The following is a 16,822-nucleotide window of genomic DNA, read 5'->3' on the forward strand; positions in this document are numbered from 1 at the left end:
TAATAAAAAAGAGAGAGCTTTTGCTCCCTCTTACTTTCCTGTTGGTGGTTGTGCCACGGGCTTCTCGAATACCTTTTTAAACCAATTATCTCCAATAGCTTTTGTAAATGTAGGCTCATCTTCATCCGCTGTAAACTTAGTTCTATCATCAAAATCACGTTCGATGAATGAACCTTTTAATTTCGTTGTTTGGAAGTTTGGCTTATCTTTTTTAGTTTCAGCTTCTTCCTCTTCCTGCGAAAGTTTCCCTTTTAATAACCAAACATATCGATACTTTCCGTTAGCTTTTAAAAAACGCCATCCAATTGCTAAATACGGTTTTTCTCCCTCTCGCTTTTCATCTAATACGCCATCTGTAACTTCTGGGAATCCTTCAATATCCGCCTTTGTTGATAATGAAAGGCCTCGAACTTCGATTTCAACCTCAACCTCACCATCAGACTCAGCAATTTCCGATTTTTTGTTGTCACTCCACATAATCTCAGTAGCTACTTTTTTAGATGTTTTAACCTTTACTGCACCTTCCATTTTTTTAACCGTACTGTAATCAACACCTGTTGCATCATCTTTCAATGACTTTGCATAAACTAGGTTATCTACACCGACAGTTGAACTAATTTTAATAACTTCTCCTGCCATCTATAACTCCACTCCTTTCGCGAATCGCATCGCGTAATGAAAAATTTTTGTATCCTCTTCATATAAATCAGCAACCGCATAACGTGAGAAACCAATTTTTTTCATGGTTTCATTCACTTTTTGATGGATTGCCGTTGTACTACTCTTCGCCCAAACATCAACTTGAAACAAGATTTCACTTTCAATCTCTTGATTATCTGCAAATCCATCTGGCCTATTATCTAATTCGAAATACGTAATTCGCGGAAACTCTTCTGCTTTCTTTGCTTTACGATAATAAATTCGTTTTCCACCTAACAATGAAACAAGCTCTTGATCATTCTCAAGAGCTTGTAAAATATCAGGTCTTAAATTTATCACAGATTCAACCTCATTTCGTTCTTTAAAATATCTGTCATAGCACGTACAGCTTCCGCTTTTGAAGCATTAAAACCAGGCTCTATAAATGGATGTGCTGGCATTTTAGATGTCCCCCATTCATGGAACTTCAAATAGAACCACGGGGAACGATCCGCTTTATCAAGACCAATCTTTACTGTTTTTATCCCGCCTTCGAGTTTAGCTTTTGTTACTTTTATCTGGTCTGCGCCATGTCGCCCTGTACGCCACGGCTCACTTTTAGAAGGTCTTTTGGGGCTTGGACTTCTTGGAGCTCGTTCTGCAATAGCTTTACGAATAGGTTTACCACCAGCTGCAAGAGCTTTATCTTCAATTTTCTCTCCTCGTAACCCCATTTGATCTAATTCAGTAACTAAACGATCAAATCCTAATAAATCTAAATCTATACCATCAGCCATTCATTTCACCACGTTTCCACATGATTAATAAAGTATGATCTTGAGTTGGAATAACGGAAACAATATCATAAATCACGTTTTTGTACTTAATTTTCATATCTGCACTTACATCATCCCGATCTCTGATTTCTGTTTCTCCTTGAACCTCACTATTAGCAGCCGCTGCCTCAAAGTATTTCCTTCCTTTTGAGTAAACCAAAGAGCCCCATACGGTAAAAGCATCTTTATAGCCGTCTATTGGATCACCGTCAGGCCCTTTTGCATTTTCATCTTTCACTTGAAACGTAAGCCTTTTATCTAATTTTGCAGGATTCATTTGCTTTCCTCCTGAGGCTCTGGAGCATATTGGAGCTGTAATATCATACTTTGAACAATGGTTCTGATTTTTTCACTGGCTTTTTCACCTACAAGTAGTCGGTTTTCATACCAATCAGCCACCAAAAATAAACAAAGCAACTTAGCATCTTCACTTGTTTGAGTAAATGTTTTGCCAGTTGCTTTGTAAATATATAATTCGGCCGCCTTAATTAACATAGTGATAGTTGGGTCATCATCTCCATCCACTCGAATCCATTCTTTAGCTTCTTCTAAGGTAACAAGCATTCAAATGCCTCCTTAGCTTACCCTTGAGGCTGTTCTGGCGTTGTACTTAAATCAATTTCTCCATATACAGCCGCTTCGTTATCCCATAGCTTAACATCATCACGTTGAATTGCTCTTAAATCTAATGTATTACGAGTAAAAGCTTTGCCCCCTACATCTGTAGAAGCAAGCTCCATATCTTCTCGTTTAAATAATACAATTGCCTCTTTTAAGTCCCCAATGATAAGTGGCGCTTTTTTAGTTTTTGTTTTTAAGAAACGATTTGAAATAACTACAACTGGGTTGCTGCCATTAAATAACTTTCTGTTTGGTTGAGTTGGATCAGGTTGTAAAATATATTTTCCATCCTTATCTTTTAACTTATCTAAGTAGTTAAAACCATCTTGATTTGTAAGTAAAATAGCATTTGGAGAGATTGCTGGGTCTAATTTAACATTTAGTACATCTTTAATGTCATCTAGAGATTTAATTGCCTGTTTTGCTAATTTTTCAATCACACCCAAAATTAATACATTTCGTGTAACTTTAGATTTTTTACCTAACCAGTTAGTTACATACTTTAGGATATTTTGATCACTATCTTTAAGTAATGAACGAGATAATGGTAAAATACCTGCTCTATCTTTCGTTGCATACTCTACGTTTGAGAATTTCGGGTTATCCGTTTCTGGAATTTCACCCATTTCAGTGATTTCAACAAATGGTACCATGTCTGAATTTTTCTCTAATACCCTTGAACCTGAACGTGTACGCACTGGCTCAACCGTTACATATTGCTCAAGTGCATCAAACGAACGAGATAATTCATTGATTTTCGTTTGAATATCTTGAGGAATGACAAGGCCTCCATCTTCCCCTGTTAATCCAGACATTGCCCGTTTTTCTAAATCATTTTCAAGAAATTCACGCTCTTCAGCGCTTAACGATTTATTGCGTAATGCTTTCATAAATACATCACGGTATTCCATTTCGCCATCTACATTACGTGTTTCAACTTCTCGGCCATTATTTCGCTCTTCCCTTTCTGATTCATCTAATGAGCGCTGTAAATCAACTTTTTTCTGAAGTGATCGCACTTCTTCCATCATTTGTTCTGCTTCTGCCACTTTATCTTCTCCCATAAGAGAGCGTACTTCTTCCTTTTTTCCTTCTAACTTGGCTAATAATTCACGTAATTCTTTTGACATTCAAATCACTCCTTAAATTTATCAATAAAAAAAGAGCCTTATATAAGCTCTAGTTCGATTTGTAATTTTCTTTTTCTAAACTCATCAGCTACTCGCTTTTCTCCTGCTTTAAATTCATCTAACGAACGTACACTTATTTCATTTGTGGGATATGCAGGAAATGCGACCGGTGATATTTCATATAGTTCAGCATTCAAAATCGAACGCTTATAAACCTTTCCATTTTCACGTTCTTCCGATGACCATTTATCTTTTGTAACCTTCATTCCAAAAGAAACACCATCAACATCTCCGCGCTTAATTAATTCCCATGCATCATTCCCGACAGTTGTATTAGGAATATCTAATTCAAACCGCAATTCTTTCTTATCATTTTCGATTCGTAATGTTTTACTTTTAGTGTTTCCTAATACTTGAGAAGTGTCGTGAGACCATAAACCTACAACATCGCGGACTTTTAAACTTTCATCAAAAGCTCCCTCTGCAATCTCTTCTACGAAAGTATCTCCCCACCAGTCACGCATTTCGGCACTTTCATTGTTATATTTTATCGATCCCGAAATTGTTCGTTTTCCTTCGTCCTCATTAACTTCACGGACTTCAATAGTCATTGGTAAAGCTCTAATTTCCTTCATTTCCTTCTTTGCTGACTTCTCCATTAGTATCACCTCCCTTCAAATATGCCTGTCCAGCCATATCAATCGGCAACATATTTCCATTAACAAGTAAACGATCCCCACCAACTTCTGGTGGTAAATCTTCCTTACTTCTAGCTTCGTTAGGTTTAAGGAAACCGCCTTGAATACCTGTCCTGTAAGCTTCATATCTCGTTTTGATATCCGCTCTTAAAATAGCATCTACATTGAATTTCGAATAAAACCCTTTATCCAACTCGCTGTCTAAAAATAACTTATACGTCATTTCTTGCTCATACATCGTTAAAGTAGCTTGCAATGTATCGGTATAAAATTGTTGTTGTTGCTGCTCAATATTATTTAAAGTCGCTTTACTCAAATCGTTTAATTGATGCATTTTAATGCCGAATGCAGTGGCGATTTGCCTAATAGTAAGCTCAGTATTTTCAAGAAATTGAGCATCTGACATATTTAATGAAATAGGCTGAAATTGATATCCTACTGGCATTAATGCAATACGATGACTATTTTGAAGACCACTAGACATTGATTCAAAATTCTCTCGGAAAATCTTCTTCGCATCATCATTTAAATCACCGACATATTGAACTAATCCCTTTACCTGTAACCCTTGTTTGTAAAAGTTATTTATGAATTTATCAGCTGAAGCTGAATTTTCTAATGTGGACTTTAAATATTCCATTGTAGGGACACCAACTAGACCATCAAGAGTTATTCCGTTTTTAAAGTGCAGAATCTCTTCCGGCTTTAACACTCTTTGTTGTCCATTCGTATTTACCACATACCACATTTTAGTTTTGGAATTTAATAAACCAACGTCATCAATGTACACTGTCACTTTAGAGGCATCTATTGGCCATAGCGCTTGCACTTTCCCTTTTCTATCAAATTCTATGTTAGCGTAGCTATTGCCATATAAATTTTTTTGAGCTTCTAATGCCCCAAAAAAATTCATGCTAGACATGTATGGATTAGGCCTTAGTCTCAATAAATTATTGAGATAATGCTTAGTCCCGCGTTGAATTCCGTATTCATCTTCCTGATATATTTTCAAGGGTAACTTTGATACAGATTCAGATAGTATTTTGATACATGCAAAGACTGTAGCGACTTTTAAAGCATTTTTGCCTTTAACGCTAATATCACTTGGAGAAATCCCTAACCATTCTAATAATTTTTCATCATCTTTATTTAACTCTATTACCTGCGATGTTTGACGTTTTTCAAAATTAAAGAACTTTTTAACTGAATCCACTATTTTCACATGTTCACCCCCTCCCTAGTTCCATAACTTGCCTAGAAAGTCTTTATTCGCAAATTCAGATACATCAAACCTGACACTCGCTCCATACATAGCCCTAGCAAACGCATTTAATACCGCTGCTGCTGGATCAATTCGATTTTTACTTATTTTTTTCGAAATCATAATGTTTTCCTGATCATCCATTTTAATAACAGCATTATTAAGCGCCCAAAAAAGGACTGGATCTCCATTATGTTTAACTTTCTTTTCATATACTTTTTCTCGAAAAGTTTTAGTTGGAATGGATAAATTAGCTATCCTTTGAGGGATTTCTACGCAAACAAACCCTTTATTCTCTAAATTTTGCGCTAGATGCAATGCATTCCATTTATCATAATCAAACTCTTGAATTTCTTTGTCTTTAGAAAAGTTTTCTATCCAAGATTCAACAATTGTATAATCAACCATTTCACCAGGTGTTAAAGTCAAATATCCTTGTTCAGCCCATAAGTCATAACGCACTTTATCTGTAGCCATCTTTTCTTTCAAACGCGCTTCAGGCATAAAAGAATGTTGTCCAATAATAAAATCGCCTTCATCATCCATTCCAACCCAACCAACACTTGTTAAATCCGTTGTCATTGATAAATCGCAACCTATCCAAAGAGTTGCACCTGAAAAATCAAGGTTATCTACTTCGCATTTTTGCCATTTTGACATATCCATGTATCCGTTGTCCTTTTTATCGACCCAGATATTCATGTTTTTTGTTAAAAAGGCCCTCATCTTTTCAGGTCTATCAAGAGCAACCTTCAAATCTGAACGTATACCTTCCAAACCTTCTTCATATGTTGCTACGATTGGGTTTGCTTTTATCCAATTCGACTCATCTTTGATATCATCATTCTTTTCCAATTCGCAGATCATAACGAAATAATCATCGTTTTCTACACTTTTTGACGGGTCTAAGATATCACTGACATACTCATACTCTCTATAACAAGGCCTTGATAAGTCGAAACCAGCTGTTGTTATGATAAACATTAACGGCTCTTTCCTTGCCACCATACCAGACGATAAAACATCGTAAATTTCATCAGTTTCATGTGCATGATATTCATCGACAATTCCAAGAGACGGGTTTTTACCATCACCAGTTTTTCTAGCTTCTTTTGAAAGCGGAACGACAACTGAGCCATTTTTAAATATTTCAATAGTACTGTAAGCTTCTTTCCATTTCCCTTCTAACAATTCGCTAGAACTAATCCCTGTTTTTACAGCCTCATAAACTTCAGATGATTGGTCCCTTGTCCATCCAGCGATATAAGCACGTTGTTTTTCTTCTCCAAGAAATGTACAAAAAGCCGCTACAATAGCAAGAAACTGAGATTTAGCATTTTTACGTGCTAACTGAATGAAAACTTTTCTAAATCGCCTTGCTCCATTTATTTTCTTTTTGAATCCGAAAATATTAGCCGCTAGAAACAATTGAAAATCAGTTAATTCTACGGATTCACCTGCCAAAATCCCTTCAACATGCTTAAATTCCTTTGCAAACCAGTAAAAATCCTCCGCTATCTCTCCATCAAAATAAAAAGAACTGTCTTCACTTTGACACTCCTCATAATCCCTTATAAATCGTTCAATGGCCCAACGATGTTTTTTACAACTATTTATCTTGCCGTTTAAAATATCCTCGCAATATGCAAAAACCCGTTCCATTATCCAGTTCATATACGATCACCAAAACGCTTTTGCGCTTCACTTTGCTTTTGTTGTGAAGTATCTGCTTCTGGAATAACTAATTTTAAGCGGGATGTAATGGTCAAACCTAAATCACTAGCTGAAGAACGGCATTCATTAAATAAAAGATTTTTACTTCTTTGCATTTGAGAATACAATTTAAAGTCATCTGAAGGTTTTGTTTTTCTTAGCAGACGAACCATTTTTATATATTGGTCTTTAGAATCAACGTACCTTGCTAAACTGTCAACATCTAAGTTACTGAAAATTTTCAACCTGACTAATTCAACAGCTAAAGTATCGAATTCCTTTTTTTGTGCTGCGGTCAAATAAGAAGGAGCTTCAATTTTATCAGTGTGCCCTCGTAATGCTTCTTCTTGTTTTTCTCGTCTGTTTTTCTCACTTTTTGTAATGTGATTTGATCTACCTTTTCCCTGTATAACAGAGAGTGGTTGTTTATTTCTTCCAGCCATGATTACACCCCCTTAAAAAAATATGCAAAAACGGATTTTTCTGCGAAGTTGAGGGGGCGGCGGTACGGGAAGACCGCCCTGAATGTTTTTCGACCCACCCCTACCCGTATTTCTTTTTGTCTTCTGCTGTTTTTCTGTTGTGACATGGATTACAGAGTGATTGTAAGTTTTCTAATTTTAATTTTAAACTTGGATCAACTTTTATTGGAATGATATGGTCAACCATATCTGCAACTTTAATCTTTCTGTTGTTCTTACAATGTAGGCACAACCCTTTGTCTCTCATTAGTGCCTGCTCTCTTAACCTTTCCCATGCCTTTGACTTATAGAAAGCCGTGCTCTCTTTGTCCCGTTTGAATCGGTCATAGTATCTATTCTTATCCTGCTGCGTTTCCTTCTCTTTGTATCTATGTTCCTCACAATATCTTTCACGTGTGAGATTATAACAATGAAATTCGCAACATGGTCTGAGCGGTTTCTTCATCAGCGTTCACTTCTTCCAAGCTCTTCTCCCTTGATTATGCCACCTTGAATTGAATCAGCTGTATGATTAACTATAGGCTTCGATAACAATTTACCTTCACAATAGAGTTCCACTGTATCACTTCGATTTGTAAACTTATCCATAATCTTTTCTAATTTGTCCAGTGCATCTGCACATTCATTAGCAGCTTCAGTTACTTCTTTAATTCCTTCTAATGCCTCAGTTGTATCTACACCAACTTGTATTGTTAGTTCACTATTCTTATTTTGATTTACTTGCTTCTCGACTGAGATATATGGTCTATATGGTTTCTCTATTGTCGGGCCGCCACACTTAACGCAGTTCATTCCTTCTGAAAAGTGACCAAACATTACTGTGCGACATTCTTTATCTCTACATTCCAATTGCGTTTTATAGTTCATTCTGCATCCTCCTTCAAAATAAAAGCACCATCACTTGGCGCTTTCTTTTTTCTTATTCACCTGTTGAAACGTCATTGGTCCGTTACAATGAGGACATTTCCAACCGTCACGTATCTTATGAGAAATCTCTTCAAATCCGCAGTTTCTATCTAAACACCAGTACTTTGTCAATGGCGCTTTCAAACTCGCTTCACCTCTCACTCTCTTCTTTCAAACCTCTTCCTTAACCGTTTCATTTCATCTTCGATAGCAAGATTCTTTTTATTAATCCGCTCATGACACTTTGCTATATCAGCTTGATGCTTGCGAATTTTATCATTCACATACGCAGCTACATGTTCATGATTACAATGAGGACAAATAAAGAAACACTTCTCAATACGATTCGGAAGTTGCGCTACTTGTGGTTGCATATCGTAATCTTTATTACAGTTAGAACAGTAGACTTGCATTTATACTCACTCCTTGCTCTCTAAAAACTCATCAATCGCTTTCCCCAATAAACTGATCGTCGCTTCTCTACGTTCTTTAGGAGTTGTATTATCAAAGAGATCATTATGGATTGCACTTGCTTGCGCTAACTTCTGGGGATTAATATGCTCATTAACAATCTGCTCACCAAGCGTTGAAATACAATGCGTCATTACAGCTGCTAGTTCTTGTTTAGATAGTTTCTTCAATTCTAATCACTCCTGAATCTTTTTCATTGTTTCTTTTGCTACCAATTCCAACACACCATTATCAATTTTCTCCACTAAATATTCTCCTTGTATCCCTAAATGCGGATACACCAATTTTATTTCATCACCTTTTTGTATAGATGTTTGTTTTAATTTATCTACCTTCGTTTCTACCTGCACTACTTTTCTTTCTAACTTTTTAAGTTGCATCAATAGTTCTTGGATACCCATTACTCATTCCCTCCAAAATAAAAAGCACTCCCTAAGGAATGCTTTCACCTACACCTATATCCATTTAACTATTCAACATTGAATTCAATAGTTCTATTCACGCATCGTTCTAGCCATGCGTAATCACCTTTATCATCTACATTAGATACTATGAATATTTTATTTATAATTTTTTCTTCAAGGATATTGTTTATGAACGCTTCTTTTAATTCGTTCGCCTTCTTGTTATATAATTCTATTGGATAAATTAATGCAAAATCTAATTTAGAAGGAGTTTTCCCCCATGTAGATTCATCAAATGAATCAAATGAGAAAAATGTATCTCCAACTAATTGAGTTTCCCCCGCTTGATTCCCTATGTTAAGTGGAACTTCTGGATTCGTTTGTTTAAAATGAATTGAAAAACTTTTTAATCTATGAGTACGAAATAAACCTTGCTTAAGACTTTTGTTCTCATTTATCATTTCCAATACTAAAGCATGTTTTTTGAAATCGTTTGTTCCTTTAATTAACATAACCTTTTCTGTATCAGATTTTAGAAACTCAATAATCTCTCTTGATGCAACTTCTTGATTACTCAAAACCATCTCTCCCTTCCTCCTATCTATTCGATAGAAAAGGAGAATATCCTACAAAAGAAAAAGAGCAACCGTGCACCAGTTGCCCTTCTGCTAAAATTGTATGCTATCAATATAAATCAATTTTTCAACCGTTTCGATTCATTTTAGGAGTGAACCTAAACGATACCTTCTCGTTCCACAAATTTAATTAACCTAACGAGTTCAGCATGTTTCTTTTTGATATGACTAGAACTATAATTTACTACCTCTGCTATTTCTTCTAACGTCATGCCATCCACATATTTCAATTTGAGTATCTGATTTTCTAATCCTCTAAACTTACTAATTAACTTTTCTAATTTATACATATCGTTCATCTTATGTGCTAATTCGTATTCAATCGCTTCAATGCGTTTTTCAACTTTTGCACCTTCAGATTCTGCCGTTAAACGTACTTCTCTCAAATCACCACTGACCCAGCGTCTTAATTCAGCTTTTGTCTTATCTAAGTTGTATTCCAGATAGGCTATGTCTTCTTCTAACTTTTGGTAATCTCTCAGCCAGTTAAACAAATGATGATTCACCTACTTTCATATTTCCAGATCAACAACCGCATTTCTGATTGTCGATAGGTGTCAAAATGCCTCGTTGTTTATTCCTACTACTTGTACATATGTTTTGCTATAATGGATTTACATTGCCATCTGGAAAAGTGACTTGTCCCCAACGAGTTGCTTTTCCTCTTTTTATTTTATGATTCCTGATTTTACAAAAATATTTCTCCAAGCTGCAGCAGTTCGTTCTTTATCGATTTCCTTTTGACGATTCAAAATCGCTCTTTTAACATGTTTCTTCTTCCCAGTTCTCATTTTTATACTCCCTTTCTTAATAAATTCATTCTAATTCCTACGCGATGTGTACAACAGGCTTGTACGCTCGAATAAGAGCTTTTCCATCAATAAGGTCTTATGATATTCAGCAAGTTATTACTACCTCAAAATGGAAAATCTGAGAAGTCGATTTACTCGAACCTTTGTTCTTTATTAACTTTTATCTCACTAACCTCATTTATGATGACCCCTTTGTCTACTAAATCATCCTCGGTTCTTTTTAAGCATTTAATCGTATCGATAACTTTTTCCTTTGACTCTGCTTCAACAACTGCCTCATATACCTTTAATTCTGTGAAAGTCACATTAAATGTTTTCATTCTTTCGACTCCCTTTCTCTAAAATAACGATTTTATTTAAAATGTATTCACGCTTTATTTTTATTTCTCATACACTTATACAGACTATAAAAAATACACAATATAATTCTTGGTCAAAGAGCGCCATACGCCCTACTGGCGCTCTTTTTAATTAGATAAGGATTTTATGAAAATTACATTGTCTAATTCTTCACTTAGCCATTTCGTTTTCTCTACTCCCTCATTTATTATTAGTAATACTAATTTTTCAGAGGTGAAATATTATGGAAGATTTTCTCTCTTCTGCTTCAATAAATCCTAGCTTAGTCGGACCTACTTTACCAGCTATTCCACCATTCACACTGCCTACTGGACCTACTGGCAATACTGGACCCACTGGCAATACCGGACCTACTGGCAATACTGGACCCACTGGCAATACTGGACCCACTGGCAATACTGGACCCACTGGCAATACTGGACCTACTGGCAATACTGGACCTACCAGCGATACCGGGCCTACCGGGCCTACCGGGCCTACTGGACCATCCGATGGACCTACTGGACCCACTGGACCTACCGGGCCTACTGGACCACCCGATGGGCCTACTGGACCTACCGGAGGCACTGGACCTACCGGAGGCACTGGACCTACCGGAGACACTGGACCTACCGGAGACACTGGACCTACCGGAGACACTGGGCCTACCGGGGACACTGGGCCTACTGGGGGCACTGGGCCTACTGGGGACACTGGGCCTACTGGGGACACTGGGCCTACTGGAAGCACTGGGCCTACTGGACCTGGATGTATAGAACCACTACCAACTTTCACTCAAATCGTCTATGTAAATAAAGCTGGTAATGATGCTACTGCTGATGGTTCTGAATGTGCACCGTTTTTAACAGTCACTGCAGCAATGGCATCAATAACGGATGCTATTGCCCCATTTCCGGATCCTTTAAATATAACTAAACGTTATGCTATCTCCATTGGACCTGGTAACTATATTGAACCATTAATTCATTTAAAAGCTAACGTTCAATTAGTAGGAACTAGTACTTTATTAACTAGATTACAAATTCCTTTCGATATAAATGATCCGTCTTGGTTTGATTTGAACTTTTCACAGGATCCTAGATCTGGGTTTGTCAATCTGACATTACTAAGTGGACCTCTCGATTTTAACTTTCAAACAGCGCAAAGTGTTTCAGGTAAATTATTCTTTGTTAGCGTTAATATAACCCCTACTCCTATATTCACAGCTTTATCGACTTCTGTGAATCAAGTGAATATCCGTGATTCAATGTTATCCGCTGGTTATACTCAAAATGGAATTAACATGGCGATGTTTGCTTCATTCGTTTCTAGTGGAAATATTACTATTAATTCACAAGCAACCACAGATACCCAAGTCAATTTAGTTGGTGGAGGAATAAATGGTAATGTCATTATTAATGTGCTACCTGGTCACATTCCAATTGACCCCTTAAATTTAACCAGCTTTGCTATTACAGAAAACATCTTCAATCCCAGCCCTAATTCAGGAAATTTAATTGTCAATGGCGCTAATAACGTTATTACAAGAGTCAGAGCGACAGTTGATTCATTACCTATTCGTTCCCGAATAAATCTCATAGGAACAAATACATCTTTGATTAGAGTTGATGATGCTTTCGGTTTAGCTTATACACCTATTAACCCAGCAAACTGGGCTCCTCTTCCTCCTACTACAGTACAGGAAGCTTTAGATAGAATTGCTGCATTACTAGCGGGAACTATCGGTACTCCCTAAATACCTTAAAAAGAACTTAAAATCTTTTTTAGTATAGGAACTAAGATGCTATGATATGTGCAAGAAAAGTCTCTTCAAATCTTATTGGAGAGACTTTTTTAATTTCTAAGTAAATCCAATATCAAAAATAAATCTCTGTTATAAATAAAGTATATATTTCTTAACAAAATTCAAATTGTATTAGTATCCATTACTTTGACGTTCATGATTAACCTTGTTTTTCTCAATGTATTCAAATTCAATTTCTTCTAGTGAAAAGCCCAATAATTCCCCTAAACCAAGATAATGGGCTAATAGGACGTCAGCTCTGAATGCTGTTGGTTCTTCTTTTAATCGTATTGCTAGCTGATACAATTCGAAAAAATGCTCTGTAACTGTCTCGCAACGCATAGAAGCAGGGAAGTTGATTTCTGTTTTCAAATCTATGCAAAGTCCAATTGCAAAGTGTAATCCATCAACGTATTCTTCTAAAAGTGGATTTTTATAGACTTCTACTTTACAACCATCATCTAATACTTTGATTTTCCCTGTAGGTATGCTAGTTCTCGGTTTACGATCATTGCTCCAAAACTTAAATACTCTCCATTCCTTCATGCATTCGCCTAATTCATCTAAAAACGCTAGTATCCTAAATTCAAATACTTCTTTTCTAGAAAGATTTTTTGACTCTAAAACTCTTTTATCCAAAACGTTCTGCATTGCAAATAACTTTTTAATATCCATTAAGAACACTCCTTTTTTAATCGATGACTGGGCAAAAAAAACATTCACTTTCTTTCGTTAAAAAAATGCAAGTTGTCCATCTGGCCGTTGTAATAACTTAACCTCTTCTTTAGTTTTTTCTTCTATATGATGATTTTGAACTGGTACAAAATCGGTAAACCAATGTAGCGGAAAACAACCACAAAATTTCTTGCGCTCCCGATCATGCCAAAAGTGGCAATGTTTCCCCCTCGGCTGTACGATGTAATCTTTAAGTGGTTTATCTTTATACCCCTTTTTTCGCCAAATCAACTGAGCTCTATAGAATAGTTTTGCATTTAACTCAGGCAGATTCGGTTGAGGTTCTGGTGTCCATACTTCCTTTTCCGTGATTTGAAACCTTGCAGCTGGATAGCAACCAAAATGCGCTCCTTTACGATTAAATCTGCTTACATAATAATGACTTGGTTTAGTAGGGAATAAAAAGTACTCTACTTTCTCCTTTAACAAATCTGAGTGGTCTACATCGATACAAACGCCTCTTGTAACACTCAATCTTGAAGCCCTCCTTCTTTACCAAATTGAGCAGCTCTTTGATTAATCTTTGCCAATATACGGCTAATTTGTACCTGACTGTATCCCATTTGATTTGCAATGTTTTGTTGCGTCATATTTTGTAAACGCATATCTAAAACGATATATTCTTTAGGAGGTAATGCAGCTTTAAATCCTCTTATTACAGCTCGATTAATGGTTGTTTCTTCAATATCTTCCGTTTTAGTATCTTCTATCATTGTTTCCAATGTCAGTTCTTCATTAGCTCCAGATGCATATACAACCTTATTAAGCGAATCCGTGCTTGGCTGATACTCCAAAGCCATTTTCACTAAAGTTACCGGTTCATTCAAAATGTCTGCTATTTCTTCTGGCTCCTTATCCGCTAACTGTTGATTTAAAATCTTTCCTTTTACTCCATATACGGTTCTTTGCACTTTTATTTTTTGATTATCCCGAATCGCCCTTCCTATTTCCCCAAGAATTTTCGGAACAGCATACGTTGAAAACGCACATCCAAATTCAAGGTCAAAATTATCTCGCGCCTTTATCAAACCGATCATTCCGAATTGTGTTAAATCCTCAATATCTAAACCAGTATCACGCTCTATACTAGCCCTTTTTTTCGCATACCTTTTCCATACGCAATGATGTACAAGTCTTCCGTATTTATCCATAAACTCATCATCTGACATTTCACGAACATTAACTATTTCCTTAGCTTGTCCCTTTTCTTCAGTCATTTTTGCTCTCTCCTTTTTCAAATTTAGGAAAGTGCTTTTCTCTTAACTTATTTAATGCCGTTTTAAAATCAATATCAGACTGCAGCTTATTATCACTTAGCATTTCAAACAAATCATCCACAAAGTTTTTTACCCTTTCATCTGTTTTAGATTTAATTAGCAGTTGCCTTAACAACGTATCAAACTCTTCCATCAATTTATTATTTTGACCCTTTATTTCTTTCATTTCCCCGCACCCCTTTTATTAGAATCCAATGTCTAAATTTACAATTCGTTTGTCAGTGGTTGATTTAAAAACAATCGTTTCATCTTTTGATACACCATTTAGCAATCTACTTGCTAGTTTCGGATCGTATTTTTGAAATAATTGAGCACTTGATAAATTTGAAGTTGTGATTGTTGTTTTATTCGCCCCTTGTCGTCCATTCGTCACACCATAAAGTATTTTATGAACAAAATCGCTTGCTTCTCCGTTTCGATTCATCGAACCACTTTCAGCCCCTAAATCATCAATTACAAGGAAATCTACATCCACCATTAAACTGATACAATAATCCATTGTGTATTTTGACTCTACATTTCTAAATGAATGCTGTATTAATCGAATTAGCTTTTCAATCTCTACGAATAAGCAGCTTTTCATATTTTTAAAAGCATGTTCGTCATTTAATTTTTCACCGTCTGATATTACCCAATAGTGTTTGACTAATTCATACAGCATCGCATACGCTAAATGGCTTTTTCCTACACCTTGAATCCCTGCAATGTATACATTTAAAAACTCACCGTTTTTTATACGTTCAATAATTTTCATAGCTTTTTCTTTGTTTTCTTTCGTTTCTTGACAATCCGTGTTGTATGTAGACAATCTTGATTCTGTAATGGATTGGTTTTCAATGATACTGTGTTGAAAGAGTACGTTTTTCTTCCGTTCTCTATTAATCTTTTTATAGTGATTATTTGCTTGCTGAAATAAAACCGAATTTTGCTCTTCAACCATGCAGCGGGGGCAATATACAGTTCCTGCATCATCAATCATTTTCCTAACCAATTTAACAACTTCTTTCCCGTGTTTATTAAAGGTGTGCTTATCACAGTTTTCATCTGCAAATTTTAAATTAGTGAGTTTTTCAAAAGAATCTTGTATCCTTTTCACATTTATTACTCCTTTCTAAAACGGCATTTCCCCCCTAAATCCAGGTATAACTATCTGATCTCCATGTTGTTGATTGGACATGTTGACCGTTTCATTTAAGTAGTTGTCAAAATGTTTTTGTGCAAATAACGTGCTTGGTCTTAAAAATTGATCTAGTGGTTTTCCATCAAAACTTTTCTTACCAAGCCATTGTGAGGTTTTGTTATCGATAACTTTTTTAAAGTCCTCTAACTTATACCCCTCATTCCATCTAGCGCGAATCAACTTCCTATGTCCTTCTGCTTTAGGATTGAAGTTTTTATTTGCTTTTTCATTGAAGTAATCCAATATATCTTTATATGGTATTGGATTGGACTTTGCGTCTGATTTTAAAGACGCTTTTGATTTTGTTTTTGTTTTTTCTTCTTCCGATTCTTTTTCTTTTTCTTTTTCTTCTTCTTCTTTTTCTTCTTGTTCTTCTTTTTCTTCTTGGTCACGTATCGTTAACGTATCGTAGGACGTATCGTTAAAACCCGCATAAAGATTGATTTTTCTTTTTAAGACTGCATGATCTGTATGTTCTAAAATGAATTTTATTAGAGATAAATCTTTCACTTTATCAATTTCTCTTTTAAGACAATCTTCAATTGGTTTCCCGCCTCTATTCAGGTTGTATTTGCCCCAATTTTTTATAGCTATTTCTCTTGTCATTTTGTTATATTTGATTAATTTATGATGGCTTTCAAAACGTTCCAGTAGTGCTCTAGCTGATTCTATTGATAGTCCGATTTCAAAAGCTATCATCTTAGGTGTGATTTCATATACTCCCAATTGAGTTGTGTGGGGATTAGTCAAAAGATACACCATAAACAATTTGTCTTCTGGCGTCATATCTTCTGATACTTTTACGTCTGTCCAAAATTCTGTATGCACTTTTCTAAAAAGAGCCATAATAACACCCTTTCCATACATCGAGCGTGTATG

The 16,822-nt window shown here is 35.9% G+C and carries 27 protein-coding genes; 1 reads left to right on the forward strand and 26 read right to left on the reverse strand.

Annotated elements, in window-relative coordinates:
* Window positions 1–30: 30 nt before the first annotated feature.
* From NST86_RS22875 to NST86_RS22970, 20 genes are all read right to left on the reverse strand, one after another.
* Window positions 31–639: a major tail protein gene (locus NST86_RS22875; RefSeq protein ID WP_151522119.1), complete on the reverse strand. Its 609-nt coding sequence runs from the start codon at window positions 637–639 to the stop codon at window positions 31–33.
* Entirely contained in the window at window positions 640–999 is a 360-nt protein-coding gene (gp17, locus tag NST86_RS22880) for a tail completion protein gp17 (RefSeq protein WP_340934377.1), read from the reverse strand.
* Window positions 996–1,436, reverse strand: a complete 441-nt coding sequence (locus NST86_RS22885; RefSeq protein WP_340934380.1) for an HK97-gp10 family putative phage morphogenesis protein — start codon at window positions 1,434–1,436, stop codon at window positions 996–998. Before NST86_RS22885 ends, gp17 begins: the two co-directional genes overlap by 4 nt.
* On the reverse strand, window positions 1,429–1,752 hold the full coding sequence (locus tag NST86_RS22890) for a phage head closure protein (RefSeq protein ID WP_340934382.1): 324 nt from the start codon (window positions 1,750–1,752) through the stop codon (window positions 1,429–1,431). The genes NST86_RS22885 and NST86_RS22890 overlap by 8 nt, the downstream gene beginning before the upstream one ends.
* Window positions 1,749–2,039 (reverse strand): head-tail connector protein, encoded by a 291-nt coding sequence (locus NST86_RS22895; RefSeq protein WP_340934383.1) that lies wholly within the window; start codon window positions 2,037–2,039, stop codon window positions 1,749–1,751. Before NST86_RS22895 ends, NST86_RS22890 begins: the two co-directional genes overlap by 4 nt.
* A gap of 17 nt (window positions 2,040–2,056) precedes the next feature.
* Window positions 2,057–3,226, reverse strand: coding sequence for a phage major capsid protein (locus tag NST86_RS22900; protein WP_000032134.1), 1,170 nt, complete (start codon window positions 3,224–3,226; stop codon window positions 2,057–2,059).
* Window positions 3,227–3,264: 38 nt separating this feature from the next.
* Complete coding sequence (locus NST86_RS22905) at window positions 3,265–3,885, reverse strand: HK97 family phage prohead protease (protein ID WP_340934387.1); 621 nt, start codon at window positions 3,883–3,885, stop codon at window positions 3,265–3,267.
* Window positions 3,848–5,146, reverse strand: a complete 1,299-nt coding sequence (locus tag NST86_RS22910; protein WP_325853325.1) for a phage portal protein — start codon at window positions 5,144–5,146, stop codon at window positions 3,848–3,850. Before NST86_RS22910 ends, NST86_RS22905 begins: the two co-directional genes overlap by 38 nt.
* A 15-nt stretch (window positions 5,147–5,161) precedes the next feature.
* On the reverse strand, window positions 5,162–6,859 hold the full coding sequence (locus tag NST86_RS22915) for a terminase large subunit (RefSeq protein ID WP_340934394.1): 1,698 nt from the start codon (window positions 6,857–6,859) through the stop codon (window positions 5,162–5,164).
* Window positions 6,856–7,341, reverse strand: a complete 486-nt coding sequence (locus NST86_RS22920; protein ID WP_340934398.1) for a phage terminase small subunit P27 family — start codon at window positions 7,339–7,341, stop codon at window positions 6,856–6,858. The genes NST86_RS22915 and NST86_RS22920 overlap by 4 nt, the downstream gene beginning before the upstream one ends.
* Window positions 7,342–7,441: 100 nt before the next feature.
* Window positions 7,442–7,825, reverse strand: coding sequence for an HNH endonuclease (locus tag NST86_RS22925; RefSeq protein WP_322371963.1), 384 nt, complete (start codon window positions 7,823–7,825; stop codon window positions 7,442–7,444).
* Window positions 7,825–8,247: a hypothetical protein gene (locus NST86_RS22930; protein ID WP_340934404.1), complete on the reverse strand. Its 423-nt coding sequence runs from the start codon at window positions 8,245–8,247 to the stop codon at window positions 7,825–7,827. The genes NST86_RS22925 and NST86_RS22930 overlap by 1 nt, the downstream gene beginning before the upstream one ends.
* A gap of 30 nt (window positions 8,248–8,277) precedes the next feature.
* The gene (locus NST86_RS22935) at window positions 8,278–8,430 is read right to left on the reverse strand and encodes a hypothetical protein (RefSeq protein ID WP_340934405.1); all 153 of its coding nucleotides are present in this window, start codon (window positions 8,428–8,430) and stop codon (window positions 8,278–8,280) included.
* Window positions 8,431–8,444: 14 nt separating this feature from the next.
* Entirely contained in the window at window positions 8,445–8,699 is a 255-nt protein-coding gene (locus tag NST86_RS22940; RefSeq protein WP_340934410.1) for a hypothetical protein, read from the reverse strand.
* Window positions 8,700–8,705: 6 nt separating this feature from the next.
* Entirely contained in the window at window positions 8,706–8,927 is a 222-nt protein-coding gene (locus NST86_RS22945) for a hypothetical protein (RefSeq protein WP_098345865.1), read from the reverse strand.
* Window positions 8,928–8,933: 6 nt separating this feature from the next.
* Window positions 8,934–9,158 (reverse strand): hypothetical protein, encoded by a 225-nt coding sequence (locus tag NST86_RS22950; protein ID WP_340934418.1) that lies wholly within the window; start codon window positions 9,156–9,158, stop codon window positions 8,934–8,936.
* Window positions 9,159–9,226: 68 nt separating this feature from the next.
* Entirely contained in the window at window positions 9,227–9,739 is a 513-nt protein-coding gene (locus tag NST86_RS22955) for a hypothetical protein (protein WP_142321002.1), read from the reverse strand.
* 155 nt (window positions 9,740–9,894) lie between these two features.
* Window positions 9,895–10,290 carry a sigma factor-like helix-turn-helix DNA-binding protein gene (locus NST86_RS22960; protein ID WP_340934424.1) on the reverse strand — a complete coding sequence of 132 codons (396 nt, stop codon included), beginning with the start codon at window positions 10,288–10,290 and terminating at the stop codon, window positions 9,895–9,897.
* Window positions 10,291–10,464: 174 nt separating this feature from the next.
* Window positions 10,465–10,587 carry a DUF3983 domain-containing protein gene (locus NST86_RS22965; RefSeq protein ID WP_001258960.1) on the reverse strand — a complete coding sequence of 41 codons (123 nt, stop codon included), beginning with the start codon at window positions 10,585–10,587 and terminating at the stop codon, window positions 10,465–10,467.
* 152 nt (window positions 10,588–10,739) lie between these two features.
* The gene (locus NST86_RS22970) at window positions 10,740–10,928 is read right to left on the reverse strand and encodes a hypothetical protein (RefSeq protein ID WP_340934427.1); all 189 of its coding nucleotides are present in this window, start codon (window positions 10,926–10,928) and stop codon (window positions 10,740–10,742) included.
* A gap of 263 nt (window positions 10,929–11,191) precedes the next feature.
* Here NST86_RS22970 and NST86_RS22975 point away from each other — a divergent pair, with 263 nt between their 5' ends.
* Window positions 11,192–12,703, forward strand: a complete 1,512-nt coding sequence (locus NST86_RS22975; RefSeq protein ID WP_340934430.1) for a collagen-like triple helix repeat-containing protein — start codon at window positions 11,192–11,194, stop codon at window positions 12,701–12,703.
* Between the two features lie 180 nt (window positions 12,704–12,883).
* On the opposite strand, the gene NST86_RS22980 is transcribed toward NST86_RS22975, so the two are convergent.
* Genes NST86_RS22980 through NST86_RS23005 form a run of 6 tightly spaced genes read right to left on the reverse strand, consistent with a single transcriptional unit; the run spans window position 12,884 to window position 16,789 of the window.
* Window positions 12,884–13,426: a dUTP diphosphatase gene (locus NST86_RS22980; RefSeq protein WP_340934433.1), complete on the reverse strand. Its 543-nt coding sequence runs from the start codon at window positions 13,424–13,426 to the stop codon at window positions 12,884–12,886.
* A 57-nt stretch (window positions 13,427–13,483) separates the two neighbouring features.
* The gene (locus tag NST86_RS22985; protein WP_340934436.1) at window positions 13,484–13,960 is read right to left on the reverse strand and encodes a hypothetical protein; all 477 of its coding nucleotides are present in this window, start codon (window positions 13,958–13,960) and stop codon (window positions 13,484–13,486) included.
* The gene (locus NST86_RS22990) at window positions 13,957–14,703 is read right to left on the reverse strand and encodes a sigma-70 family RNA polymerase sigma factor (RefSeq protein ID WP_340934443.1); all 747 of its coding nucleotides are present in this window, start codon (window positions 14,701–14,703) and stop codon (window positions 13,957–13,959) included. The genes NST86_RS22985 and NST86_RS22990 overlap by 4 nt, the downstream gene beginning before the upstream one ends.
* A complete protein-coding gene (locus tag NST86_RS22995) occupies window positions 14,696–14,929 on the reverse strand; it encodes a hypothetical protein (RefSeq protein WP_061684654.1) in 234 nt (77 codons plus the stop codon). Before NST86_RS22995 ends, NST86_RS22990 begins: the two co-directional genes overlap by 8 nt.
* An 18-nt stretch (window positions 14,930–14,947) precedes the next feature.
* Window positions 14,948–15,859 carry an ATP-binding protein gene (locus NST86_RS23000; protein WP_340934446.1) on the reverse strand — a complete coding sequence of 304 codons (912 nt, stop codon included), beginning with the start codon at window positions 15,857–15,859 and terminating at the stop codon, window positions 14,948–14,950.
* 15 nt (window positions 15,860–15,874) lie between these two features.
* Window positions 15,875–16,789 carry a conserved phage C-terminal domain-containing protein gene (locus NST86_RS23005; protein WP_340934449.1) on the reverse strand — a complete coding sequence of 305 codons (915 nt, stop codon included), beginning with the start codon at window positions 16,787–16,789 and terminating at the stop codon, window positions 15,875–15,877.
* Between the last annotated feature and the right edge of the window lie 33 nt (window positions 16,790–16,822).

Source organism: Bacillus sp. FSL L8-0199 (assembly GCF_038005705.1).
GTDB lineage: Bacteria > Bacillota > Bacilli > Bacillales > Bacillaceae_G > Bacillus_A > Bacillus_A cereus.

Coding starts and splice junctions, on each gene's coding strand:
- NST86_RS22875 (WP_151522119.1), bottom strand. CDS start 639: ATGGCAGGAGAAGTTATTAAAATTAGTTCAACTGTCGGTGTAGATAAC.
- NST86_RS22885 (WP_340934380.1), bottom strand. CDS start 1,436: ATGGCTGATGGTATAGATTTAGATTTATTAGGATTTGATCGTTTAGTT.
- NST86_RS22890 (WP_340934382.1), bottom strand. CDS start 1,752: ATGAATCCTGCAAAATTAGATAAAAGGCTTACGTTTCAAGTGAAAGAT.
- NST86_RS22895 (WP_340934383.1), bottom strand. CDS start 2,039: ATGCTTGTTACCTTAGAAGAAGCTAAAGAATGGATTCGAGTGGATGGA.
- NST86_RS22900 (WP_000032134.1), bottom strand. CDS start 3,226: ATGTCAAAAGAATTACGTGAATTATTAGCCAAGTTAGAAGGAAAAAAG.
- NST86_RS22905 (WP_340934387.1), bottom strand. CDS start 3,885: ATGGAGAAGTCAGCAAAGAAGGAAATGAAGGAAATTAGAGCTTTACCA.
- NST86_RS22915 (WP_340934394.1), bottom strand. CDS start 6,859: ATGAACTGGATAATGGAACGGGTTTTTGCATATTGCGAGGATATTTTA.
- NST86_RS22920 (WP_340934398.1), bottom strand. CDS start 7,341: ATGGCTGGAAGAAATAAACAACCACTCTCTGTTATACAGGGAAAAGGT.
- NST86_RS22925 (WP_322371963.1), bottom strand. CDS start 7,825: ATGAAGAAACCGCTCAGACCATGTTGCGAATTTCATTGTTATAATCTC.
- NST86_RS22930 (WP_340934404.1), bottom strand. CDS start 8,247: ATGAACTATAAAACGCAATTGGAATGTAGAGATAAAGAATGTCGCACA.
- NST86_RS22940 (WP_340934410.1), bottom strand. CDS start 8,699: ATGCAAGTCTACTGTTCTAACTGTAATAAAGATTACGATATGCAACCA.
- NST86_RS22950 (WP_340934418.1), bottom strand. CDS start 9,158: ATGGGTATCCAAGAACTATTGATGCAACTTAAAAAGTTAGAAAGAAAA.
- NST86_RS22965 (WP_001258960.1), bottom strand. CDS start 10,587: ATGAGAACTGGGAAGAAGAAACATGTTAAAAGAGCGATTTTGAATCGT.
- NST86_RS22970 (WP_340934427.1), bottom strand. CDS start 10,928: ATGAAAACATTTAATGTGACTTTCACAGAATTAAAGGTATATGAGGCA.
- NST86_RS22975 (WP_340934430.1), top strand. CDS start 11,192: ATGGAAGATTTTCTCTCTTCTGCTTCAATAAATCCTAGCTTAGTCGGA.
- NST86_RS22980 (WP_340934433.1), bottom strand. CDS start 13,426: ATGGATATTAAAAAGTTATTTGCAATGCAGAACGTTTTGGATAAAAGA.
- NST86_RS22990 (WP_340934443.1), bottom strand. CDS start 14,703: ATGACTGAAGAAAAGGGACAAGCTAAGGAAATAGTTAATGTTCGTGAA.
- NST86_RS22995 (WP_061684654.1), bottom strand. CDS start 14,929: ATGAAAGAAATAAAGGGTCAAAATAATAAATTGATGGAAGAGTTTGAT.
- NST86_RS23005 (WP_340934449.1), bottom strand. CDS start 16,789: ATGGCTCTTTTTAGAAAAGTGCATACAGAATTTTGGACAGACGTAAAA.